Genomic DNA, 21,837 nt, shown 5'->3' with positions numbered 1-21,837 from the left:
GCGAGGAGCAGGCAATGAACCACCAATTCCCCGTCCGGGTTTACTACGAAGACACCGACATGGGCGGGATCGTCTATCACGCCAACTACCTGCGTTTCATTGAGCGCGCCCGCAGCGACTGGGTGCGCGGCATTGGCGTTGATCAGAATGCCATGCGCGCGGCCGGGCGGATCTATGTGGTGCGCCGGATCGAGGCGGACTACCTGGCGCCCGCCAAATTCGACGAGGAGCTGCTGGTCTCCACCACGCTGGACAGCGTGACGCCTGCGCGGATGGTGTTGAATCAGGAGGTCTCGCGCGCAGGCAAGCCGCTGTTCCGGGCCCAGGTCACCATTGTCTGCATCACCACCGGCGGCAAACCGGCCCGGCTTCCGGCAGAGATTCGCGCACTGGGGTCACAATCGGCGTGAGCCCGCCTGTTTTATTGGCCTTTCCTTTTGTTCTGCGCTAGCTTTGCCGCAAATAAGGCCGGAAAAACGGCCGGGACATCGAAGAGCAGGCGAATGGAAGCAGAAACTCTGGCGCTGGCGCAGGAGATTGATTTCTCCATGTGGGGCCTTTTCGCGCGGGCCACCGTAACCGTGAAACTGGTGATGCTGATGCTGATCGGGGCCTCGGTCTGGTCCTGGGGCATCATCATTCAGAAGATGATCAACTATCGCCGGGCGCGGGGCGAGGCGGATGCGTTTGACCGCGCCTTCTGGTCCGGCAACCCGCTGGATGAGCTGTTTGACCAGCTGGGGGCGGAGCCGCCCGGCCAGGCGGCACGGATTTTCTCTGCGGGCATGACCGAATGGCGGCGCAGCCACCGCAGCGACGGCGGGCTGATCCCGGGTGCGCAAGCGCGCATCGACCGGTCGATGGATGTGGCCATCGCCAAGGAAACGGAAGGGCTGCAAAGCGGGCTGTCGGTGCTGGCCACCGTCGGCTCGACCGCGCCATTTGTCGGCTTGTTCGGCACCGTCTGGGGCATCATGACCGCCTTCATCGAGATCGCGGAACAGCAGAACACCAACCTCGCCGTGGTGGCTCCGGGCATTGCCGAAGCGCTGATGGCGACCGGCCTGGGCCTGCTGGCGGCAATCCCGGCAGTTGTCTTTTACAACAAGCTGAGCGCGGACAGCGACCGTATCATCGGCGGCTACGAGGCCTTTGCCGATGAGTTCGCCACCATTCTCAGCCGCCAGCTGGACGCCTGAGCCATGGGGGCCGCAGTCCAGCAGCCGCAAGGCGGCGGCAACCGCCGCCGGGGACGCCGCCGCCGCGGCGGGCGTCCGATGTCGGAAATCAACGTGACGCCCTTTGTGGATGTGATGCTGGTGCTGCTGATCATCTTCATGGTGGCGGCACCCCTGATGACAGTTGGCGTGCCGGTGGAGCTGCCCAAGACGGCTGCCGGCGCCTTGCCCGGCGATGATGAGGAGCCGCTTACCGTGACCATGACCGCGGCAGGCGGGGTGGAAATCCAGACCACGCCGGTGGCCCGTGACGAGCTGGTGCCCCGGCTGCAGGCCATCGCAGCCGAGCGGTCCTCGGACCGGGTGTTTCTGCGGGCGGACGGCAAGATTGCCTATTCGCAAGTGATGCAGGTGATGGGTGCGCTCAATGCCGGCGGCTTCTCCAACGTGGGGCTGGTGACCGATACCGGCGGCCCGGCGCTGAACGGGCAGCCGTCCGAGGGCACGGGGCAGTAGGCGGGGACGCACAGGGTGCAGACCGGAACCAAGATTTCGCTGGCGGGACACGGGCTCTTGATGGGCTGGGTGGTCTTTGGCGCCTGGTTCCCGTCCGAACCGCTGCCCTTTGAGGTGCAGCAGGTGGCGCTGATTTCGGCGGAGCAGTTCGAAAAGCTGAGCCAGCAGCGCCAGGCGCCGCTGGTCGCGCCCGAGCCTGCGCCGCTGAATGAGCCGGAGGCAGTGCAGCCCGCGCCGGAGCCTGCGCCGCAGCCCGACCCCGAGCCCGAGGTCGCACAGCCCGAACAGGTGGCGCCGGCAGAGCCGGACCCGCAAGTGGCGGCGCTGCCGGAGCCGCAGCCCGAACCGGAGGTGCCGGTTGAGCTGCCGTCCGCGGTGGAAGAACCTGAAGTGCCTTCGCTGGTGCCGCAGGTGGCCCCGGAGGCGCAGCAGCGACCGTCGGACCGGGTGGCCCCGGTGCCGGTGGCGCGGCCGGAGCCGGACACGGCGGTGGCCGAGATCGAGCAGCCTGAGGTCGCACCTGAGGAAGGTGCCGAGACCGAGCAGGAGGTGCAGGAGGCCACTGCGCCCGAAGAGGCCAGCGACCGGATTGTGACCGAAGAGAACGAGGGCGAAGAGCTGGTTGCCTCGGCAGCCCCTGCGGCCTCGCTGCGGCCCAGAACCCGCCCCGCGCGGCCTCAGCCGCAGCCGGAAGAGGTTGTGGAGGCGGCGCAGCCCGCCGAGCCGGAGCAGCCTGCGGAAGAACCGCCGTCAGATACGCCGTCCGCCGTCGAAGACGCGCTGGCCGAGGCGCTGGCGGGCGGTGCGGATGCGGAGGCGCCGGAACCCTCCGGCCCGCCGCTGACATTGGGTGAGAAGGATGCCCTGCGGGTGGCGGTCTCGCAGTGCTGGAATGTGGGTTCGCTGTCGACGGATGCGTTGAATACAACCGTAGTTGTAGGCGTGTCGCTGAGTGAGGACGGCAAGCCGGATGGCGGTTCGATCCGGATGCTGTCCAGCACTGGCGGGTCGGTCACGGCGGCAAAACAGGCTTATGAGGCCGCACGGCGGGCGATTATCCGCTGCGGCAGCAGGGGTTTCAAACTTCCCCCTGAAAAATACGCGCAATGGCGCGATATTGAGATGACATTCAATCCGGAAAGGATGCGGATCAAATGAGGAATTTCCTGGCAGCTCTCCTGTTCGGGGCTTCGGCGCTGGCCGGAGCGGGCGCCGCGGCGGCGCAGAACGGCCCGCTGCGCATTGAAATCGACCAGGGTGTGATCGAGCCGCTGCCCTACGCGGTGCCGGATTTCATCCCCGAGACCTCTGCCGCATCAGAGGTCGCGAGGCAGATTGCCCGGGTGATTGCATCGGATCTGAGCGGCACAGGCCTGTTCCGGGAAGTGCCCGCCAGCGCCCATATCTCCAAGGTGACGGGCTTCGACAACCCGGTGAAATACGCCGACTGGAAAGCGGTCAACGCCCAGGCGCTGATCACCGGTGCAGTCAGCGTCAACGGCAGCCGGCTGACGGTGCGCTTCCGCGGCTATGATGTCTTTGCCGAAAACGAGCTGGGCACCGGGCTGCAGTTCACCGGCACCACCGATGGCTGGCGGCGGATGGCGCATAAGGTGTCGGATGCGATCTACAGCCGGATCACCGGCGAGAGCGGCTATTTCGACAGCCGGGTGGTCTATGTCTCCGAAAGCGGCCCCAAGAACGACCGTCGCAAGCGGCTGGCGATCATGGATTACGATGGCGCCAATGTGCAGTATCTGACCAACAGTGCCGCCATCGTGCTGGCGCCGCGGTTCTCGCCCACCGGCGACCGGGTGCTTTATACCAGCTATGAAAGCGGCTTTCCGCAGATCCATGTGCTGGATGTGGGCAAGGTGCAGCGCAAGATCCTGTCGAGCGGTGACGGCATCATGAGCTTTGCGCCGCGGTTTGCCCCGGACGGGCGCACCGTGGTCTATTCGCAGACCCAGGGCGGCAATACCGATCTCTATTCGATGGACATCGCCACCGGCGCCAAGACGCGGCTGACCTCGGCGCCCTCGATCGAGACGGCGCCGTCGTTCTCGCCCGATGGTGCGCAAATCGTGTTTGAAAGCGACCGCTCCGGCAGCCAGCAGCTGTATGTGATGCCCGTGGGCGGCGGCGAGGCGCGGCGGATCAGTTTTGGCAAGGGGCGTTACGGCACGCCCGTCTGGTCGCCGCGCGGCGACATGATTGCCTTTACCAAGCAGAACAAGGGCCGGTTCCACATCGGCGTGATGCGCACCGACGGCAGCGAGGAGCGGCTGCTGACCGCCTCTTTCCTGGATGAGGGGCCGACCTGGGCCCCCAACGGAAGGGTGATCATGTTCACCCGTGAAAGCCAGGGCAGCACCGGCCGGGCGCTGCTCTATTCGGTGGACATCACCGGCCGCAATCTGAAGCCGGTCAAGACCCCGGACGGGGCCTCAGACCCGGCCTGGTCGCCGCTGCAGCAGTAAAAGGCCCGTTAAGGCGGGGATACCTGCATAGAACCGGACCCGGTCATGTGGTAATTTCGGGTCAAGAAACAAGAATGGGATAGGCAGACGAGATGAGCGGTTTGAAATTGGCAATGGCGGCAGTGGCCGTGCTGGGGCTGTCGGCGTGCGGCAGCAACCCGTGGAATGACGATCTGAACGGCGGTGCCGGGGCAGGCGGCGCAGGCGCCGGGGCAGGGGCCCTGGATCCGGCCAGCCCGGCCTATTTCCAGCAGACCGTGGGCGACCGGGTGCTGTTTGCGGTGGATCAGTCGAACCTGTCGCCTGCTGCTCAGTCAACATTGCAGGGCCAGGCGCGCTGGCTGGCGCAGAATGCGGATTACGTGGTCACCATAGAAGGCCATGCCGATGAACAGGGCACCCGCGAATACAACCTCGGCCTGGGGGCGAAACGCGCCAATGCGGCCCGGGAATACCTGATTTCCCAAGGGATTGCGGGCAGCCGCATCAAGGTGGTGAGCTTTGGCAAGGAACGCCCGCTGGAGATCTGCTCGGACGAGACCTGCTATTCCAAGAACCGCCGCGCGGTCACCGTGCTGGCCGGCGGTCTGACGGGGTAACGCCATGAAACGCCTGCGCACCGCCCTTCTGGCTTCTGTCCTGCTGCTGCCGCTGCCGCTGGCGGCGCAGGACCAGCAGACATTGGCGGATATCCGTCAGGAACTGACCGTCCTGCATGTCGAGATCCAGCGCCTCAAGCGGGAGCTGTCGACCACCGGCGCACCTTCGGCCGATGCGTCGGGCAACACGGTGCTGGACCGGGTCGGCGCGATCGAGACTGAGCTTCAGCGGCTGACCTTGCAGACCGAGGAACTGGGCCACCGGATCGACCGGATCGTGACCGACGGGACCAACCGGATCGGCGATCTGGAGTTCCGCCTGGTGGAGCTGGAGGGTGGTGACATTGGCGCTCTGGGCGAAACCACGACGCTGGGCGGCGGTGAACTGCCCGAGGCGGGGGCAGTCATTGGCGAAACCGGCGGCGGTTTGACCGGCGGGGCAACCGGCGGGCAAGCGGACACCGGCGGCGAGCTGGCAATCGGCGAGCAGGCGGATTTCGAGGCTGCCGAGAAACTGCTGACAGAAGGGCTCTATCAGGACGCAGCTGAGAAGTTTGCGGCGTTCAACCAGGCCTATCCGGGCAGCCCGCTGGCCTCGCAAGCCGAGTTCAGCCGGGGCAAGGCGCTGGACGGGCTGGGCGACACCCGCGAAGCGGCGCGGGCTTACCTGGCGGCCTTTACCGGCAATTCGTCCGGCCCGGTTGCGCCCAAGGCGCTGTTTGAACTGGGGGCGGCCTTGGGGCGGCTGGGGCAGACCGATCAGGCCTGTGTAACGCTTTCGGAGGTTGGAGTGCGCTTCCCCGGTGCCGGCCCGGAGACGGAGGCCAGGGCCGAAATGGCCAAGCTGGGCTGTTCTTGACACCCGCACAGCGCGATATCAAGGCGCTGGTGTGCAAGCAGTTCCGCGCGGCACTGCCAGATAAAGTGGGCATAGCCCTGTCCGGCGGCGGCGATTCGATGGCGCTGCTGCATCTGCTGCATGAGTGTTTCGGCACTGAGGTGCAGCTGCAGGCGGCGACCGTGGATCATGGCCTGCGGCCGGAAGCCGCGGAAGAGGCCAGGGCTGCGGCCGCGGCGGCAGCCCGGCTGGGCGTTGGCCACGAAGTGCTCAAATGGGAGATCGGACCGCGCGAAGGCAACCTGCAGAATCAGGCCCGCGAGGCGCGCTACGGCTTGCTGACCGCCTGGGCGCGGCGCCACGAAATCCCGGTGCTGGCGCTTGGTCATACTGCCGACGATCAGGCAGAGACGGTGCTGATGCGGATGGCGCGGTCCTCGGGCGTGACCGGGTTGTCCGGCATGGCGGAGCGCCGCACCCACAATGGTGTGACGCTGCTGCGGCCGCTGCTGGAGGTGACCCGGGCCGAGCTGCGGCACTACCTGGAAAGCCGGGGTGTCGGCTGGGCCGAGGATCCCAGCAACGAGGACCGCAGATTCGAGCGGGTGCGGATGCGCCGGGCGCTGCAGGAACTGGCGCCCCTGGGGCTGACACCGGAGGTGTTTGCCAGGGTCGCCAGCAATATGACCAAGGCCCGCGAGGCGCTGGACTGGTATTCGTTTCTGGCCGCCCGCGACCTGGCCCATGTGCAGGCGGGCGCGGTGGTTCTGTGCCAGCGGAAATTCCGGACCCTGCCCAGCGAAATCGGCCACCGGCTGCTGGTGCGGGCCTTCCAATGGATTTCCGGCGCCCAATATCCGCCGCGCCGGGTGCCGATGGAAAAAGCGGTTCTGGCGGCGCGCACTGGCGGCTCTGTCACTTTGGCCGGCTGCCGGCTGCTGACAACAACCAAACAGATCTGGGTCTGCCGCGAATACAAGGCGGTCTGCTGCGAAGCCGCCTTGCCGGGGCAGGTCTGGGATAGACGCTGGAAGTTTTTTGGCGGTGACGCAAAGGGTTGCGAGGTGCGGGCCCTGGGCCGACATGGCCTGTTGTCCTGCCCGGACTGGCGTGATTCCGGGGTGCCGGGCCCGGTTCTGGAGGCCACGCCGGCCCTGTGGCGCGGCACCGAACTTCTGGCCGCACCGGCTGCCGGATTGGCCAATGGATGGTCGACGGAAACGGCGGGAAGCGAAGAAGAGTTCTTTGCATCCCTTTTATCGCATTGAACCTGCCCGAATGATCCTTATTTTAAGCACAACGCAGGCGGCCGGCGCGGCCCGCCTCATTGATAGGGAGAGCTTTCCTTGGGCAACGCACGCAATATCGCCTTTTGGGTTGTTCTGTTTCTGCTGATTCTGGCGCTGTTCAATCTGTTCAGCGGCTCTGGCAGCACGATGCAGAGCCGCGAAAAGGTATTTTCTGACTTCGTGAGCTCGGTCGAGGCCGGCAAGGTCAGCACCGTGACACTGGATGGCGAGCAGGTCCGCTACACCACCACCGACGGTCAGAGCTATGTCACCATCAAGCCGGGCGACGCCGAAGTCACTGCGCTGCTGATCGAGAACGACATTCCGGTGCGGGCAGAGAAACAGCAGCAGTCGGGCTTCCAGTCCTTCCTGATCACCCTGCTGCCCTTCCTGCTGCTGATCGGTGTCTGGATCTATTTCATGAACCGGATGCAGGGCGGCGGCAAAGGCGGCGCCATGGGATTCGGAAAATCCAAGGCCAAGATGCTGACCGAGAAGCACGGCCGTGTCACTTTTGACGACGTGGCGGGCATTGATGAGGCGAAGGAAGAGCTGGAAGAAATCGTCGAATTCCTGCGCAACCCGCAGAAATTCTCGCGCCTTGGCGGCAAGATCCCCAAGGGCGCGCTGCTGGTCGGCCCTCCGGGCACCGGTAAGACGCTGCTGGCGCGTGCGATTGCAGGCGAGGCCGGGGTGCCGTTCTTCACCATCTCGGGCTCCGACTTTGTCGAGATGTTCGTGGGTGTCGGTGCCAGCCGTGTCCGTGACATGTTCGAACAGGCCAAGAAAAACGCGCCCTGCATCGTCTTCATCGACGAAATCGACGCTGTCGGCCGCCACCGCGGCGCCGGTTATGGCGGCGGCAACGATGAGCGCGAGCAGACCCTGAACCAGCTGCTGGTGGAGATGGACGGCTTTGAGGCCAACGAGGGTGTCATCATCCTGGCGGCCACCAACCGCAAGGACGTGCTGGACCCGGCACTGCTGCGCCCCGGCCGTTTCGACCGCAACGTGACCGTCGGCAACCCCGACATCAAAGGCCGCGAAAAGATCCTTGGCGTGCACGCCCGCAAGACCCCGCTGGGGCCCGACGTGGACCTGCGCATCATCGCCCGCGGCACGCCCGGTTTCTCGGGGGCGGATTTGGCCAACCTGGTCAATGAGGCGGCGCTGATGGCCGCGCGTGTCGGCCGCCGCTTTGTCACCATGGAAGATTTCGAATCGGCCAAGGACAAGGTGATGATGGGGGCCGAGCGCCGCTCGATGGTGCTGACCCAGGACCAGAAGGAAAAGACCGCCTACCACGAAGCAGGCCACGCGGTTGTCGGCCTGGTGCTGCCGGAATGCGATCCGGTCTACAAGGCCACGATCATCCCCCGCGGCGGCGCGCTGGGCATGGTGGTGTCGCTGCCGGAAATGGACCGGCTGAACTGGCACCGCGACGAATGCCAGCAGAAGCTGGCTATGACCATGGCGGGCAAGGCTGCGGAAGTGATCAAATACGGTGAAGATCATGTCTCCAACGGTCCCGCTGGCGACATCCAGCAGGCCAGCCAGCTGGCCCGTGCCATGGTGATGCGCTGGGGCATGTCGGACAAGGTCGGCAACATCGACTATGCCGAAGCGCATGAGGGCTACTCGGGCAACACCGCCGGTTTCTCGGTTTCGGCCCATACCAAGGAGCTGATCGAGGAAGAGGTCAAAGGCTTCATCCAGGAAGGCTATGACCGTGCCCACCAGATCCTGACAGAGCATCACGAGGAGTGGGAGCGCCTGGCGCAGGGCCTGCTGGAGTACGAGACGCTGACCGGCGACGAGATCAAGCGTGTCATGAACGGCGAGCCGCCGCAGGCGGGTGACGATGAGGACGGCAACGAGGACCAGGGCAATGCCTCGGTCACGGCAATCCCGAAGGCCAAGCCGAAGAAGTCCCCGCCGGAAGGCGGCATGGAGCCTGAGCCGACGGCCTGAAACCATATCTGAGAGACCTGAAACGCCCTGGGAAACCGGGGCGTTTCGTGTTTCAGGGGGGCGGGGGCCGCGGCGGGCAGCGCTGCTGCCCGCCGCGGCCCCCGCCCGGATCGGATCGCCTTGCGATCCGATCCGCAGGCGCGGTGCGCCTGCGATGCCCCTGCTGGCCAGGGTGTTTCCTCCGCTTGCCGGTTTCCGCTGGCACCCGGGACGAAAGCGTGTACCGTCCTTTTTGCCGTGACTGAGGACAGCAGGGAGGACGGTCATGCCGGTATTGCGCGACAGCGGTTTCAAGGGCGAGATAACGTGGCTGGGCCATGTCCCGGCAGGGAGCGGGCTGCAGTCTGTGCCGTCGGACTGTCTGCAGCTGGGCTTCGGCGGCATCGCGGGGGAGCGCCATGTGGGCGAAAACCGCGCATCTTGCGTGCGGGTGCGCAATCTCTATCCGGAGGGCACCGAAATCCGCAACGTGCGCCAGATCACCATCCTGTCGGAAGAGGAACTGGCTCGGATTGCCGCGGACATGGATATGGAGCGGATCGACCCGGTGCATCTGGGGGCCACCATTGTTCTGCGGGGCATTCCGGACTTTACCTTTGTGCCGCCGTCCTCGCGGCTGCAGGGGCCGGACGGAGTGACCCTCACGGTGGATATGGAGAACCGCCCCTGTGTTCTGCCGGGGCGCGAGATCGAAAAGGACCACTCCGGCCTTGGCGCCCGCTTTAAGCCCGCAGCGCAGAACCGCCGGGGAATCACTGCCTGGGTGGAACGGCCCGGCGCGCTGTTGCTGGGGGAAAAATTGTCTCTCTTTGTTCCGGATCAACGTTCCTGGAAGCCATGAATTCCCTTCTGCAGGGAAATGAGTTTCCTTTAAGGGGCTGGCGGGAAACACCGGAGGGGCTCTGCGCCGCTTCGGGGCAGGATAATGTCGGAAATCACGCGCGTGTTTTGCCGCGGATTGGCTAAATCTACCGCCAACCCGGCATTCTGTGCCGGCGATTGTATGCAAACTCAGCAGGAATCTTGCCATGAGCTACAAGAGTGACATTGAGATTGCGCGTGAAGCGCAGAAGAAGCCGATCCAGGAGATTGGTGCGAAGATCGGGATTTCGAATGACGATCTGCTGCCCTACGGCCACGACAAGGCGAAGGTGAGCCAGGCGTTCATCAACTCCGTTCAGGACAAGGAAGACGGCAAGCTGATCCTGGTGACCGCGATCAACCCGACGCCGGCGGGCGAAGGCAAGACCACCACCACCGTGGGCCTGGGCGACGGTCTGAACCGGATCGGCAAGAACGCGATGATCTGTATCCGTGAGGCATCGCTCGGCCCGAACTTCGGCATGAAGGGCGGCGCTGCAGGCGGCGGCTATGCACAGGTCGTGCCGATGGAGGAGATGAACCTCCACTTCACCGGCGACTTCCACGCCATCACCTCGGCCCACTCGCTGCTGTCGGCAATGATCGACAACCACATCTACTGGGGCAATGAGTGCGACATCGACACCCGCCGCGTCGCCTGGCGCCGGGTTGTGGACATGAACGACCGCGCCCTGCGCACCATCACCGCCTCGCTGGGCGGCGTCTCCAACGGCTTCCCGCGCGAAGCCGGCTTTGACATCACCGTGGCCTCGGAAGTCATGGCGATCCTGTGCCTGGCGAACGACCTCAAGGACCTGGAAAAGCGCCTGGGCGACATCATCGTGGCCTACCGCCGCGACAAGACCCCGGTCTACTGCCGCGACATCAAGGCAGAAGGCGCCATGACCGTTCTGCTGAAGGACGCAATGCAGCCGAACCTGGTGCAGACCCTGGAAAACAACCCGGCCTTCGTGCACGGCGGCCCGTTCGCCAACATCGCGCACGGCTGCAACTCGGTGATCGCCACCAAGACCGCGCTGAAAGTGGCTGACTATGTCGTGACCGAAGCGGGCTTCGGCGCTGACCTCGGTGCCGAGAAGTTCATGAACATCAAATGCCGCAAGGCAGGCATCGCACCCTCCGCGGTTGTGCTGGTGGCCACCGTGCGCGCGATGAAGATGAACGGCGGCGTGGCCAAGGCGGATCTCGGTGCCGAGAACGTCGACGCGGTGAACTCGGGCTGTGCCAACCTCGGCCGCCACATCGAGAACGTCAAATCCTTCGGCGTGCCGGTTGTGGTTGCGATCAACCACTTCGTGACCGACACCGATGCCGAAGTGCAGGCGGTGAAGGACTATTGCGCCAGCCACGGTGTCGAAGCAGTGCTGTCGCGCCACTGGGAGCTGGGCTCGGAAGGCTCTGCGCCGCTGGCCGAGAAAGTTGTCGAGATCGTCGATGCCGGCACCGCCAACTTCGCGCCGATCTACCCGGACGACATGCCGCTGTTCGAGAAGATCGAAACCATCGCCAAGCGCATCTACCGCGCCGACGAGGTGCTGGCGGACAACAAGATCCGCAACCAGCTGAAGGAATGGGAAGACGCGGGCTACGGCAACCTGCCGGTCTGCATGGCGAAGACCCAGTACTCCTTCTCGACCGATCCGAGCTTGCGCGGTGCGCCCACCGGCCATTCGGTGCCGGTGCGGGAAGTCCGCCTGTCTGCAGGCGCCGGCTTCATCGTTGCGGTCTGCGGCGAGATCATGACCATGCCGGGCCTGCCGCGCAAACCGGCGGCGGAAACCATCCGCCTGAACGAGGACGGCCAGATCGAAGGCTTGTTCTAAGACGCAAAATGCGCTTTTTGCGGCCCGGGGGAGCACCCCGGGCCGCAAGAGTTTCAAGCGCAATCCGAAAAGTGGGAACCGGTTTTCGGAATCAATTGCGCGCCCGCCAAAAATGGTCAGAACCTCACATGGCCCAAAGCAATGAAAGCCGAGGTTCTGACGCATGAGCACAGAAACACCGCCGCAGGACTGCCAGTCGATGGCAGAGGTGCGGGCCCAGATTGACCGGCTCGACCGGGACCTGATCGCCCTGCTGGCCGTCCGCGCCGGCTATATCGACCGGGCCACCGAACTGAAGCAGCTCAATGGCTGGCCGGCGCGGATCCCTAGCCGGGTTGAGGAAGTGGTCATGAATGCCCGCGCCGCCGCGCAAGGGGAGGGGCTGGACCCCGATCTGATCGAAGACCTGTGGCGGCAGCTGGTGGACTGGTCGATTGCCCGCGAGGCGCGGGTGATCCGCGAAGAATAGGCAGGCTTCCGGCCTGCGGCAAAAAGGAAGAGATCAAATGGCAGCAACTCTGATTGACGGCAAGGCCTTTGCGGCCAAGGTGCGCGGCCAGGTGGCCGAGCATGTGGCGCGGCTGAAAGAGGAAAACGGCATCACCCCCGGCCTGGCGGTGGTTCTGGTCGGCGAGGACCCGGCGTCGCAAGTGTACGTGCGCTCCAAGGGCAAGCAGACCGTCGAGGTCGGCATGAACTCCTATGAGCACAAGCTGGAGGCGGACACCTCGGAAGCCGACCTGCTGGCGCTGATCGACCAGCTGAACAACGACGCATCCGTCCATGGCATCCTGGTGCAGCTGCCGCTGCCGAAACACCTGGACGAGGATCTGGTGATCAACTCGATCGCGCCGGAGAAGGACGTGGACGGCTTCCACATCTCCAACGTCGGCCTTCTGGGAACGGGGCAGAAATCGATGGTGCCCTGCACGCCGCTGGGCTGCCTGATGATGCTGCGCGACCACCACGGGAGCCTCTCCGGCATGGATGCGGTTGTGATCGGCCGCTCCAACATCGTCGGCAAGCCGATGGCGCAGCTCCTCTTGGGCGACAGCTGCACCGTGACCATCGCGCACAGCCGCACCAAGGACCTGCCCGAAGTGGTGCGCCGCGCCGACATCGTGGTGGCGGCGGTGGGCCGTCCGGAGATGGTGCCGGGCGACTGGATCAAGGAAGGCGCCACGGTGATTGACGTGGGCATCAACCGCATTGAGCGCGACGGCAAGAACGTGCTGGTCGGCGACGTCGACTTCGCTTCCGCGGCGGAACGCGCCGGCGCCATCACCCCGGTCCCCGGCGGCGTCGGCCCGATGACCATCGCTTGCCTTCTGGCCAACACCGTCACCGCCTGCTGCCGCGCCAACAACCTGGCCGAGCCCGAAGGCCTCACCGCCTGAAGCGCAGAACGCTGAGCTTCGAACAGATTTGCTCCCGCCGGGCGGCCCCGGCGGGAGTATTTTTTTGGAAAGATGAAATGAGGGGCGTTTAAGCGGAGACAGGCACCATGGTGCCTTGCAGGAGGGCAACCAGCTTTCCCTCTTCGCCCGTCACCGCATGGACCTCTGCCGTGACGATCACCAGGCGCCGGCCGGGCTTGATCACCTTGCCGGTGGCCCGCAGATAGTCCCCTGCACCAGGGGCCAGCAGGTTGATCTTCATTTCCGCTGTCATCACTTCGCTGTCCTCCGGCATCATTGTGAGCGCCGCGTAGCCCGCCGCGGTGTCGCCGATGGCAAAGCTGAGCGCGGCATGGGCCACATCGTGCTGCTGGCGGCTGCCGGGCAGAATAGGGGCGGTGATCACCACTTCGCCCGGCGCGACACTGGCGATTTCCGCACCCAGGGTCTGCATCATGCTTTGTTTGGCGAAACTGCTGCGGATGCGGTTGTCCATCACATCTGTCCTTCTGCTGTTGAATGCCAGCATAGTGAAGGCATGGCCGCCATGGGCCTGTGACGCTGCGCCACTTAGCGGGGCATTGGCACCGGCAGCACCTGCGGGCCGGTCAGGATGGCCAGCGCGTCAGGTGCCATCAGCGCGGTGAGCGCGGAGTTGGTGCTGCGCAAGCCGCCTGTGTAGGTGCCGAAGGCAGGCAGGATCAGCCGGGACCTGTCCAGCAGGAAACAGGGGCGGGAAGTGCTGCGCATGCGCGCCTTGGGGTGGTAGTGGCCGGAGACCTCTGCTGTTGCCGCAGGATCGGCGATATGGCGGAAGGTGAGGGAGGGAAGATGCAGCTCTGCCATCTGCTCGCCGCCCAGATCCGCAGGCACGGGATCGTGGTTGCCGGTGATCCAGATCCAGCGTCGGTTCCGCATCAGCGCGGCCAGCTGGGAATGCTCGGCATCCGGCAAGGCCTGCGAGGCGGCGTCATCGTCGAAACTGTCGCCAAGGCAGACCACCGTGTCCGGCTGCAGGGCAGACACGAGTTCGGCGAGGCGGACAAGCGTGTCCCGCGTCTCATAAGGCGGCAAGGCGGTTCCGCCGCGCCGGATGTGGCGCTCGGATTTGCCCAAGTGCAGGTCAGAGACGCAGAGCAGGCGCTCTGCGGTCCACCAGAGCGCACCGGAGCCAAGAGCTGTGAGGCGAGCGCCTGCGAGAGTGAAGTCATATCCGGCCATGGCTTGGGTTTATCTGTCACAGCCGGGCTGGCAAGGGCTATTGCGGCAGATTGTCCAGCCCGGATCGCTGCATCAGCGCCGCGGCCTCCTGCTGCAGCAGTTTCTCCTCTGCCGCACCTTTGACCGGGACTTTGCCAACTTCCAGCAGCAAGGGGGCAGCGAGGGGGGAAATACGCTCCAGCCGGCGGAGCGTGATGTGGCCGCCGATCCGCTCCAGCATCTCGTCGATGCGGCCGAAGTCGACCAGCCCGCGCAGGGCTTCCTCGCGGGTGATGCCTATCAGCAGGTGATCAGGGTCGTACTTGCGCAGCGTGTCATAAAGGATATCGGAGGAGAACGTCGCCTGCCGCCCGTTCTTGCGTGCGCCCGGCGTGTTGCGTTCAATGAGGCCCGCGATGGTGGCCGCACCGCGGAAGGCGCGTTTCATCACCGCATTGCCGGCCAGCCAGCCCTCCAGCCCGTCATGCAGGGCATCCGGGTCGAACAGGGGCGCGGGGTCGGTGACCTCTTGCAGACCCCAGATCAGGGTGGCGTAATCGGTGGCAACAAAGCCCAAGGGGTCAAGGTCCAGTTCCTCCATCCGTTTGGTCAGCAAGAGGCCCAGGGTCTGCTGGGCGTTGCGGCCGGCAAAGCCGTAGATGCATATGTGTTCGCGGCTGTTATGCGGGAAGCTCTCGATCAGAAGGGACCCTGAGCGGGGAAGTTCGGAAACTTCGCGCTGCAGCGCCAGCCAATCCGCCGTATGGCGGGGCAGGGCAGGCCAGCTGTCCTGTTTGAACATCTCCAGAATGCGGGCGCTGAGCTGGGTGGAGGTGGCGAATTTGGTGCCGGAGAATACTGCGATCTTGGGCTTCTTGCCGGGGTTGCGGGTGACCTCAACGGTCATTTCGCGCAGGCCTTCATAGCGCACGGTCTGGCCGCCGATCAGGAAGGTGTCGCCAGGGGTGAGGGTGGCGGCAAAGGCTTCCTCCACCTCGCCCAATGGTTTGCCGCCGCGGCTGCGCTTCAGGCGGACCTTGATCAGGTCGGCGTCCTGGATGGTGCCAAGGTTCATGCGGATGCGCTGTGCGGCGCGCGGGTCGCGCAGCTGCCACTTTCCATCCGGGCGTTGCAGCAGCCGCTGCCACTGATCATAAGCTTTCAGCGCATAGCCGCCGGTGGCGCAGAACTCGAGACAGGCATCAAACGCGGCGCGGGTCAGGGTGGCGTAGGCACCGGCCCGTGTCATCTCCGCATAAAGGTCATCCGAGTCAAAGGGGCCGGCGCAGGCGGCAATCAGAATGTGCTGGCACAAAACATCCCGGGGGCCTGCGCTGCGCGGATCACCATCCAGATCGCCTGCGCGCACGGCTTCCAGGGCGGCGCGGCATTCGACCACCTCGAACCGGTTGGCAGGCACCAAGAGCGCCTTGGACGGGGCGTTGTAGCGGTGGTTGGCGCGGCCGATGCGCTGGACCAGGCGTTTCACGTTTTTCGGCGCGCCGATCTGGATCACCAGATCCACGTCGCCCCAGTCTATGCCGAGGTCCAGTGAACCGGTGCAGACGATGGCGCGCAGCTCTCCCCGGACCATCGCCGCCTCGACCCGTTCCCGCTGGACCCGGTCAAGCGAGCCGTGGTGGATGCCGATGGGTAAGGCCCCCGCGTTGGCGAGCCAGAGATTGCGGAAGAAGATCTCTGCCTGGGCGCGGGTGTTGTGGAAGATCAGCGTGGTCTTGTGCGCCTTGATCTGCTCCATCACTGCCGGGATCGCATAGGCCGCGCCGCCGCCGGCCCAAGGTGGAGCCTCTTCTGTCTCCAGCATCCGGATGTCCGGCGCCGGGCCGGGGTCGGCCAGCACGATACCGCAGGGGTCCGGGTGGCGGGCCAGGTAGCCGGCGATGGCCTGCGGGTCGTCCACCGTGGCCGACAGCCCCACCCGGCGCAGATCCGGGCACAGCGTCTGCAGCCGCGCCAGCGCCAGCATCAGCTGGTCGCCGCGCTTGCTTTCGGCGAGGGCGTGGATCTCGTCCACCACCACCCGTTTCAGCCCTTTGAAGGTCCGGGCGGCGTCCTCGTAGGAGGTGAGCAGCGCCAGGCTTTCCGGCGTCGTCAGCAGGATATGCGGCGGGTCGGCGCGCTGGCGCCTCTTGCGGGAGGCGGGCGTGTCGCCGGTGCGGTCGTCGATGCGCACGGGCAGGCCCATTTCTTCAACCGGCGTGCGCAGGTTGCGCTTGATGTCCGCAGCCAGCGCCTTGAGCGGCGAGACATAGAGCGTGTGCAGCCCGTCGTGGCTGCCGTCTGCCAGCTCCGCCAAAGTGGGCAGGAAACCGGCCATGGTCTTGCCGCCGCCGGTCGGGGCGATCAGCAGGGTGCAGGGGGCGCAAGCCCGCTCCAGCATGGCGTGCTGATGCGGATGGATGGTCCAGCCTTTGGAGGTGAACCAGTTGGTGATGATCTCAGGCAGCGGCGGCATGCTCCCTGTCTAATCCAGCCGCAGCGCTCTGCCAATCGCGGCAGGAACCCTCCCGCGCCCGCATAGGCTCCGGCTGGCGCCGGACCCCATTGGCGGCCTTGGGCGTGGCACCGCGCCAAGGCGCGGTGCCACGCCCAACGGGCGGAAATCTGTTCGCAGAACAGGTGGACGACGGGCGGGAGCGGCGGGCACTGCGTCAGCTGATGGGAAGGCAGAATTCCAAACGGTACTGCTCCAGCAGCGAGATAAACAGGCTGGCCTGCTCAGGCTCTGCCTGCTCTTGGTGCAAGATGAAAAAACTGGTCTTGTCCTTGTAGACATAGCTGTCCGGCCCCTGCCGCGGCGACGGCCGGTGCGGCGGTTTTGGATCCCGCCGCACCGCCATCTCGTGGCGGGCCACCGCTCCTTCGGCCATGCCGAAGGGCATCAGGGCGGCGCCCTTGCCGTTGGAGAACTCCGGTATCCAGATGTAGCGGCGCCCGTCCTGTTGCGGGTCCGGCAATTCCAGATCCTTGAGGTTGAACAGAAAGGAGGACCACAGCACCTTGCCGTGGTCTTCCCACTCTTCATAGACGTAGGTGGTGATTGAACAGTGGCTGACACGGATCTCGTGCCGCCGCTCGCTGGTTTCGTTGAAACCCGCAGCCTCCAGCCGTGCAGCCATTCGCTGCCGTGCATTATCCGCCTGGGCCGTGCCGCCAAGCAAGGCAGCGGCCAGTGCGGCGGAAAGAAACCGCTTCACTTCACGATCTTCTCATCCTTGACGAACATGTTTGCCCAGGCGCGGTCGATCAGGTCGGGGGTCATCTGGTAGGGGATGCCCTCGAATTCGCAGATGGCAATCATCTGGTCGATCAGGAACACCGGCTGGTAGTTCGCATAGACGTTGCTGATCGTGGGGTATTTGCGTTTCAGCAGATGCACCAGCGCGGCCTCATCCAGCGGCATGCCTTTCTTGCGGGCCACCAGCGCAAAGATCTTGAGGTAGTTTTCCTGGTCCGGCCCGTCGATCTTGATCTTGAAGAAGATCCGGCGCAGCGCTGCCTGGTCGAAGATCTCGTTCGGGTGGAAGTTGGTGGAGAAGATCACCAGCGTGTCGAATGGCACCTCGAATTTCTCGCCCGACTGCAGTGCCAGGATGTCCTTGCTTTCCTCCAGCGGCACGATCCAGCGGTTGACCAGCGATTGCGGCGGTTCCGCCTGCCGGCCAAGGTCGTCGACGATGAAGATGCCGCCTGTGGACTTCAGCTGCAGGGGTGCCTGATAGGTGCGCGCGGTCGGGTTGTAGACCAGGTCAAGCATATCCAGCGACAGCTCGCCGCCGGTGATCACGGTGGGGCGCTGGCACATCACATAGCGGGTGTCGAACCGTTTGCGGCGGCGCAGGGCATTGGGATCCTCCGGTTCCTGCTCCACTTCGGTGTGCACGATCGGGTCATAGACGGTGATCACCTGGCCGGAGTATTCGATGGCACGCGGCACATAAACATGATCCCCCAGCGCATCGCGGATGCCGTTGGAGATTGAGGATTTACCGTTGCCGGGCGGGCCGTACATCAGGATCGAGCGGCCGGCGCTGACAGCGGGCCCGAGGTGGTCCAGCAGGCTGTCGGGCAGGATCAGGTGGCCCATCGCATTGGTCAGCTGGTCGCGCGTCACCTGGATGTTGCGGATCGACTGGCGTTTCACCTGTTCGCGGTAGACATCCAGGGGCACCGGCATGGCGCCGAAATATTCCGACTGGCTGAGCGCATCCAGGGCGCGGGATTTACCGGCGTCGGTCAGCTGATAGCCCATCTCGTTGCCGCTGTTGGCGTTGAGAGTGCCGGTGGCCTCCAGCAGCTTCTGCTCGCGGGCAATGTCCACCAGCTCCTGGGTGACGGAAGCGGGCAGGCAGATCGCCTCGGCGATCTCCGTCACGTTTTCCACGTTCTTGCGGAAGATGGTCTTGAGCAGGATGTCCCGCATCATCACCAGCGGCAGCTGCATCTGCTCCAGCCCGCGGGGGGCGGGAGGGGCCATCACGGTGAGGTTCTGCATATTCATGGCGGTGCCTGCTCCTGAACTCCGGATTCGTGCCCGCTTGAATGAGGCACGCTTTGGAAACAGACTATTCAGGACTGTGGCAGCAGCGGGGCAGAGCTGGGCCAATTCCGCGAAGGCAGCGGGAAAACCGGATAAGTTTTAGGGGGCTGCCAGTTTTGCGGGCCTGCAGGCTGCAAGCTGTTTAACTGCCGTGAAAGGCTGCCAGGAGCAGGTAGATCGCCAGGGCGCCGCCCAGGCACAGGCCCATTGGAAAGCTCTTTCCGGTCTCCCAGCTTTGCCAGTGCGGCGCCAGCCGCCGCAGCGGCGTGTGCTTGGCGATCCGGTGGGCGGTGAAGCCGGCCAGCAGGGTGGCGGCGAAGATTATCATCAGAAGCCGCAGGTCGCCGAGCGCAAAGAACGGCGCCGCGGCGCCGGCGAATTTGGCATCGCCTGCGCCCACGGCACCAGCGGCATAGAACAGGAAGCCCAAGCCGATGCCGATGGGCAGATGCAGCAGGTGCCAGCCATAGTCGCTCCAGCTCGGCATGATCAGGAGGCCGATGGCAACATAGACCGCGATCAGCAGATCAACGGTCCAGTTGGGAATGCGCATGCCGCGCAGGTCCGTCAGCGCCACCGTATAGCAGAGCGGCAGCACAAACGGCAGGAACCACAGGGCGGCATGGGCCGGAAAATGCATGGATCAGCCGTTCTCCAGCGCTTCCAGCGCGCTGGCCGCTTCCTCGAAATGCTGCGGGTGGGTGTCGATGGCTTCGCGCAGCAGGCCTTCGCCGGTTTTGACGTCGCCCTGTTTCACCGCCGACAGCGCCAGCGTGTGCAGCAGCAGCGCGCGCTCGGTCTGCTGCATCGGGATCACCGGCAGGGTGTAGTTGCGCTGCGCGCCGCGGGCCAGCACCAGATTGTTCTTGGCGGTGAACAGGGTTTGGTCCTGGCGGATCGACTCGCCGAACAGCCGCTCAGCCCCGGCAAAATCGCCGCGGGTCAGCTTGGAATAGCCCCAGTTGTTCATCACCTTGGCAGGCGTCGTGGTCAGCCCTGCGGCGATCTCATAGAAGCTGTCAGCGCGTTTCCAGTCCTTGCCGGCGTCTGCGACCACCGCTTCCAGCCTGTAGCGTTCATAGGTCTCGTGGGTGGGCGGCACCTGGTCCAGCTCCGCCTTGGCGGCGTCCCATTCGCCGCTGCGCACCAGGGCCCCGGCCAATTGCACCCGGTCTTCGCTGGTGGCGCCTTTCATCGACACCACTTTCTTCCAGGCGGCGGTGCCTTCGGTGGTGCGCTTGGCGCGGATCAGGGAATGTGCCAGGCCGCGCTGCAGGTCAATCCGTTCCGGGTTGTTCTGGGCGGTGCGCTGGAAATGGGCGACCGCCTCGTTCGGGTCGGCGACGGTCAGCATGACATCGTTGAGATTGCTCTCGTCGATGACATTCACGTCCTGAAAGGCCCGTTCCACGGTTTCATCGGCTTTCTCCGCGCAGGCCGCCAGGACCAGCGCCCCTGCCAGAGAAGCGGATAGGAAAAACTGCTGGCGCATTGGTGCGTCCTTTTTACTGCTCTGCCTCGGTCATGGTGTCTGGCGAATCAGGTAGCTGCCGCCGCCTTGCCGCACCAATTTATAGTCTTCGTTTTGAGGCTCAGTATGCGCAGGATTTTCCAGTTTTGCGAGTGCCAGGCGTAAATTATCGCGGATTGCGTCACTTTCGCCATTGTCAAGCGCATAGGCACGCTGAAACACCTGCACGGCTTCCGCGGTCTTGCCGCGTTCCATCAGTACCACACCAAGGTTGTTCATCGGCTCCGGCCAGGCTGGATCTGCATCCACCGCCTGGCGCAGCAGCCCCTCCGCCTGGCCCAGCCGCCGCAGGCCAAGCTTGGCCGAACCCATGCCAGAGAGCACTTCGGGTGTCAGCCCCTGGTCGAGGGCGGCGCGGGTAAAGGCCTCCAGTGCCAGCTCATGCTCGCCCGCGGCCATCAGCCGGTTTCCGACCAACAGCCCGTCCTCGGCCTCGCGCCGGTGATCGGCGCCGGGTGCCCAGGGGCTGCCCTTGTCCTGCTTCAGCCCGCCCGGCGCGCAAGCCGCCGCCAGCGCAAGGGCACTGGCGGCGGCAGCCGCTGGCAGCAGACGGGCAGCCAGTGCCCGTGGCTTTGTCTTCATTACTGGGGTCCTGCGTTGCCCATGTTCATAATGCCTTGTATCGACGGGCCGACCAGGATGATCAGCAAGGGCGGAACCGTCAGCCCCATTGTGGCAAGGGTCATCTTCACGGGCAACTTGTTTGCGGCCTCTTCGGCGCGCATCACGCGCTTGTCACGCATTTCCCCGGCATAAACCCGCAGGGCGTCGGCAATCGAGGTGCCGAAGCTGGCGGACTGGATCATCACGGTGACAAAGGAGGACACATCCTGCACTCCGCAGCGGGTGCCCATGTCGCGCAGCACCTTGTCCTTTTCCTTGCCGGCCTTCATTTCATAGGCGACGACCTCGAATTCCTCGGCCAGTTCCGGGAAGGAGGCGTGCAGCTCCTTGGCGACGCGGACAATGGCCTGATCCAGCGACTGGCCCGCTTCGACGCAGACCAGCATCATGTCGAGCGCGTCGGGGAAGCCTTCGGTGATCTTCTGCTTGCGTTCTTCGATCCGGCGGGTGACCCAGTATTTGGGCAGCATATAGCCGGCCACGCCTGGGCCGATGATGCGGATTGCCATCTGCTGGCTGTCATAGTCCATATCGGCGTTCAGCACATAGACAAAGAACAGCCCGCAGCCCAGGCCGACCAGGCCAAGCGCAAACTGGGCAAAATGGAACAGCCGCACCGAGTCCTTGGAATGATAGCCCGCCTGGCGCAGCTTCAGCTCCATCGCAGAGAGATCCTCGGCGTTCTGCGGTTCCAGGAAACTGGCGAACTTCTGCAGCTGCTCGTTGCGGTCAGCCTGGCGCAGCCGCTCTTTCTTGGGCTTGGTCCGGGTCTCGGGCGCGATGTTCTTCTGCAGCTTCTTCAGCGGGTCCTCGGGCTGGTTCAGCATCAGGGGAACCGCCAGCAGGATCATGAACAGGCCGGCAATGCCAAGCGCGAGCAGCGGGCCGAGATCGCCGAAGTTTGCAGTCAGGTAGTCATTGATTCCGGTCAGAAACTCCATCGGCGCC

General features: G+C 64.8%; 22 protein-coding genes. 13 read left to right on the top strand and 9 right to left on the bottom strand.

Going from position 1 to position 21,837, the window contains the following annotated elements:
- Positions 1-14 precede the first annotated feature (14 nt).
- From ybgC to folD, 13 genes are all read left to right on the top strand, one after another.
- Positions 15-410 (top strand): tol-pal system-associated acyl-CoA thioesterase, encoded by a 396-nt coding sequence (gene ybgC, locus ACXAEH_RS10175; protein WP_475032485.1) that lies wholly within the window; start codon positions 15-17, stop codon positions 408-410.
- A 93-nt stretch (positions 411-503) separates the two neighbouring features.
- Complete coding sequence (tolQ, locus tag ACXAEH_RS10170) at positions 504-1,199, top strand: protein TolQ (RefSeq protein ID WP_475032484.1); 696 nt, start codon at positions 504-506, stop codon at positions 1,197-1,199.
- A gap of 3 nt (positions 1,200-1,202) precedes the next feature.
- Entirely contained in the window at positions 1,203-1,694 is a 492-nt protein-coding gene (tolR, locus tag ACXAEH_RS10165) for a protein TolR (protein ID WP_475032482.1), read from the top strand.
- Between the two features lie 15 nt (positions 1,695-1,709).
- Positions 1,710-2,852 (top strand): energy transducer TonB, encoded by a 1,143-nt coding sequence (locus tag ACXAEH_RS10160; protein WP_475032481.1) that lies wholly within the window; start codon positions 1,710-1,712, stop codon positions 2,850-2,852.
- Positions 2,849-4,174: a Tol-Pal system beta propeller repeat protein TolB gene (tolB, locus tag ACXAEH_RS10155; RefSeq protein ID WP_475032480.1), complete on the top strand. Its 1,326-nt coding sequence runs from the start codon at positions 2,849-2,851 to the stop codon at positions 4,172-4,174. The genes ACXAEH_RS10160 and tolB overlap by 4 nt, the downstream gene beginning before the upstream one ends.
- Before the next feature lie 92 nt (positions 4,175-4,266).
- Entirely contained in the window at positions 4,267-4,773 is a 507-nt protein-coding gene (gene pal, locus ACXAEH_RS10150; RefSeq protein ID WP_475032479.1) for a peptidoglycan-associated lipoprotein Pal, read from the top strand.
- 4 nt (positions 4,774-4,777) lie between these two features.
- Entirely contained in the window at positions 4,778-5,632 is an 855-nt protein-coding gene (gene ybgF, locus ACXAEH_RS10145; RefSeq protein WP_475032477.1) for a tol-pal system protein YbgF, read from the top strand.
- Complete coding sequence (gene tilS, locus ACXAEH_RS10140) at positions 5,629-6,879, top strand: tRNA lysidine(34) synthetase TilS (protein WP_475032476.1); 1,251 nt, start codon at positions 5,629-5,631, stop codon at positions 6,877-6,879. Before ybgF ends, tilS begins: the two co-directional genes overlap by 4 nt.
- A 78-nt stretch (positions 6,880-6,957) precedes the next feature.
- Complete coding sequence (gene ftsH, locus ACXAEH_RS10135; RefSeq protein ID WP_039124231.1) at positions 6,958-8,871, top strand: ATP-dependent zinc metalloprotease FtsH; 1,914 nt, start codon at positions 6,958-6,960, stop codon at positions 8,869-8,871.
- A 265-nt stretch (positions 8,872-9,136) separates the two neighbouring features.
- Positions 9,137-9,712 carry an MOSC domain-containing protein gene (locus ACXAEH_RS10130; RefSeq protein WP_475032475.1) on the top strand — a complete coding sequence of 192 codons (576 nt, stop codon included), beginning with the start codon at positions 9,137-9,139 and terminating at the stop codon, positions 9,710-9,712.
- Positions 9,713-9,899: 187 nt separating this feature from the next.
- Entirely contained in the window at positions 9,900-11,576 is a 1,677-nt protein-coding gene (locus tag ACXAEH_RS10125; protein ID WP_475032473.1) for a formate--tetrahydrofolate ligase, read from the top strand.
- 163 nt (positions 11,577-11,739) lie between these two features.
- Positions 11,740-12,045: a chorismate mutase gene (locus ACXAEH_RS10120; protein ID WP_475032471.1), complete on the top strand. Its 306-nt coding sequence runs from the start codon at positions 11,740-11,742 to the stop codon at positions 12,043-12,045.
- A 37-nt stretch (positions 12,046-12,082) separates the two neighbouring features.
- A complete protein-coding gene (gene folD / locus ACXAEH_RS10115; RefSeq protein ID WP_475032469.1) occupies positions 12,083-12,973 on the top strand; it encodes a bifunctional methylenetetrahydrofolate dehydrogenase/methenyltetrahydrofolate cyclohydrolase FolD in 891 nt (296 codons plus the stop codon).
- Positions 12,974-13,061: 88 nt separating this feature from the next.
- On the opposite strand, the gene ACXAEH_RS10110 is transcribed toward folD, so the two are convergent.
- From ACXAEH_RS10110 to ACXAEH_RS10070, 9 genes are all read right to left on the bottom strand, one after another.
- Positions 13,062-13,469, bottom strand: a complete 408-nt coding sequence (locus ACXAEH_RS10110; protein WP_475032468.1) for a PaaI family thioesterase — start codon at positions 13,467-13,469, stop codon at positions 13,062-13,064.
- Between the two features lie 74 nt (positions 13,470-13,543).
- A complete protein-coding gene (pdeM, locus tag ACXAEH_RS10105) occupies positions 13,544-14,194 on the bottom strand; it encodes a ligase-associated DNA damage response endonuclease PdeM (RefSeq protein ID WP_475032466.1) in 651 nt (216 codons plus the stop codon).
- A 37-nt stretch (positions 14,195-14,231) separates the two neighbouring features.
- Positions 14,232-16,649: a ligase-associated DNA damage response DEXH box helicase gene (locus ACXAEH_RS10100; protein WP_475032463.1), complete on the bottom strand. Its 2,418-nt coding sequence runs from the start codon at positions 16,647-16,649 to the stop codon at positions 14,232-14,234.
- Between the two features lie 196 nt (positions 16,650-16,845).
- Positions 16,846-17,313 (bottom strand): hypothetical protein, encoded by a 468-nt coding sequence (locus ACXAEH_RS10095; protein WP_475032462.1) that lies wholly within the window; start codon positions 17,311-17,313, stop codon positions 16,846-16,848.
- Between the two features lie 74 nt (positions 17,314-17,387).
- Positions 17,388-18,695 carry an ATPase gene (locus ACXAEH_RS10090; RefSeq protein ID WP_475032460.1) on the bottom strand — a complete coding sequence of 436 codons (1,308 nt, stop codon included), beginning with the start codon at positions 18,693-18,695 and terminating at the stop codon, positions 17,388-17,390.
- Positions 18,696-18,876: 181 nt separating this feature from the next.
- Positions 18,877-19,374 (bottom strand): prepilin peptidase, encoded by a 498-nt coding sequence (locus tag ACXAEH_RS10085; protein ID WP_475032458.1) that lies wholly within the window; start codon positions 19,372-19,374, stop codon positions 18,877-18,879.
- A gap of 3 nt (positions 19,375-19,377) precedes the next feature.
- On the bottom strand, positions 19,378-20,226 hold the full coding sequence (locus tag ACXAEH_RS10080; protein ID WP_475032456.1) for a tetratricopeptide repeat protein: 849 nt from the start codon (positions 20,224-20,226) through the stop codon (positions 19,378-19,380).
- Between the two features lie 30 nt (positions 20,227-20,256).
- Entirely contained in the window at positions 20,257-20,847 is a 591-nt protein-coding gene (locus ACXAEH_RS10075; RefSeq protein WP_475032454.1) for a tetratricopeptide repeat protein, read from the bottom strand.
- Positions 20,847-21,830, bottom strand: a complete 984-nt coding sequence (locus tag ACXAEH_RS10070) for a type II secretion system F family protein (protein WP_475032452.1) — start codon at positions 21,828-21,830, stop codon at positions 20,847-20,849. Before ACXAEH_RS10070 ends, ACXAEH_RS10075 begins: the two co-directional genes overlap by 1 nt.
- Between the last annotated feature and the right edge of the window lie 7 nt (positions 21,831-21,837).

Source organism: Leisingera sp. ABM4_060 (assembly GCF_056158765.1).
The sequence above is the reverse complement of the archived record's forward strand: the minus strand, read 5'-3'. Positions and strand labels throughout refer to the sequence as shown.

What these genes read in the sequence shown, in the direction of transcription:
- ACXAEH_RS10090 (WP_475032460.1), bottom strand. Translation starts at nt 18,695, where the DNA reads ATGAATATGCAGAACCTCACCGTGATGGCCCCTCCCGCCCCCCGCGGG.
- tolB (WP_475032480.1), top strand. Translation starts at nt 2,849, where the DNA reads ATGAGGAATTTCCTGGCAGCTCTCCTGTTCGGGGCTTCGGCGCTGGCC.
- pdeM (WP_475032466.1), bottom strand. Translation starts at nt 14,194, where the DNA reads ATGGCCGGATATGACTTCACTCTCGCAGGCGCTCGCCTCACAGCTCTT.
- folD (WP_475032469.1), top strand. Translation starts at nt 12,083, where the DNA reads ATGGCAGCAACTCTGATTGACGGCAAGGCCTTTGCGGCCAAGGTGCGC.
- ACXAEH_RS10075 (WP_475032454.1), bottom strand. Translation starts at nt 20,847, where the DNA reads ATGAAGACAAAGCCACGGGCACTGGCTGCCCGTCTGCTGCCAGCGGCT.
- ACXAEH_RS10070 (WP_475032452.1), bottom strand. Translation starts at nt 21,830, where the DNA reads ATGGAGTTTCTGACCGGAATCAATGACTACCTGACTGCAAACTTCGGC.
- tolQ (WP_475032484.1), top strand. Translation starts at nt 504, where the DNA reads ATGGAAGCAGAAACTCTGGCGCTGGCGCAGGAGATTGATTTCTCCATG.
- ACXAEH_RS10100 (WP_475032463.1), bottom strand. Translation starts at nt 16,649, where the DNA reads ATGCCGCCGCTGCCTGAGATCATCACCAACTGGTTCACCTCCAAAGGC.
- ACXAEH_RS10095 (WP_475032462.1), bottom strand. Translation starts at nt 17,313, where the DNA reads ATGGCTGCACGGCTGGAGGCTGCGGGTTTCAACGAAACCAGCGAGCGG.
- ybgF (WP_475032477.1), top strand. Translation starts at nt 4,778, where the DNA reads ATGAAACGCCTGCGCACCGCCCTTCTGGCTTCTGTCCTGCTGCTGCCG.
- ybgC (WP_475032485.1), top strand. Translation starts at nt 15, where the DNA reads ATGAACCACCAATTCCCCGTCCGGGTTTACTACGAAGACACCGACATG.
- ACXAEH_RS10085 (WP_475032458.1), bottom strand. Translation starts at nt 19,374, where the DNA reads ATGCATTTTCCGGCCCATGCCGCCCTGTGGTTCCTGCCGTTTGTGCTG.
- ACXAEH_RS10110 (WP_475032468.1), bottom strand. Translation starts at nt 13,469, where the DNA reads ATGGACAACCGCATCCGCAGCAGTTTCGCCAAACAAAGCATGATGCAG.
- ACXAEH_RS10125 (WP_475032473.1), top strand. Translation starts at nt 9,900, where the DNA reads ATGAGCTACAAGAGTGACATTGAGATTGCGCGTGAAGCGCAGAAGAAG.
- ACXAEH_RS10080 (WP_475032456.1), bottom strand. Translation starts at nt 20,226, where the DNA reads ATGCGCCAGCAGTTTTTCCTATCCGCTTCTCTGGCAGGGGCGCTGGTC.
- ACXAEH_RS10120 (WP_475032471.1), top strand. Translation starts at nt 11,740, where the DNA reads ATGAGCACAGAAACACCGCCGCAGGACTGCCAGTCGATGGCAGAGGTG.
- pal (WP_475032479.1), top strand. Translation starts at nt 4,267, where the DNA reads ATGAGCGGTTTGAAATTGGCAATGGCGGCAGTGGCCGTGCTGGGGCTG.
- ACXAEH_RS10130 (WP_475032475.1), top strand. Translation starts at nt 9,137, where the DNA reads ATGCCGGTATTGCGCGACAGCGGTTTCAAGGGCGAGATAACGTGGCTG.
- tolR (WP_475032482.1), top strand. Translation starts at nt 1,203, where the DNA reads ATGGGGGCCGCAGTCCAGCAGCCGCAAGGCGGCGGCAACCGCCGCCGG.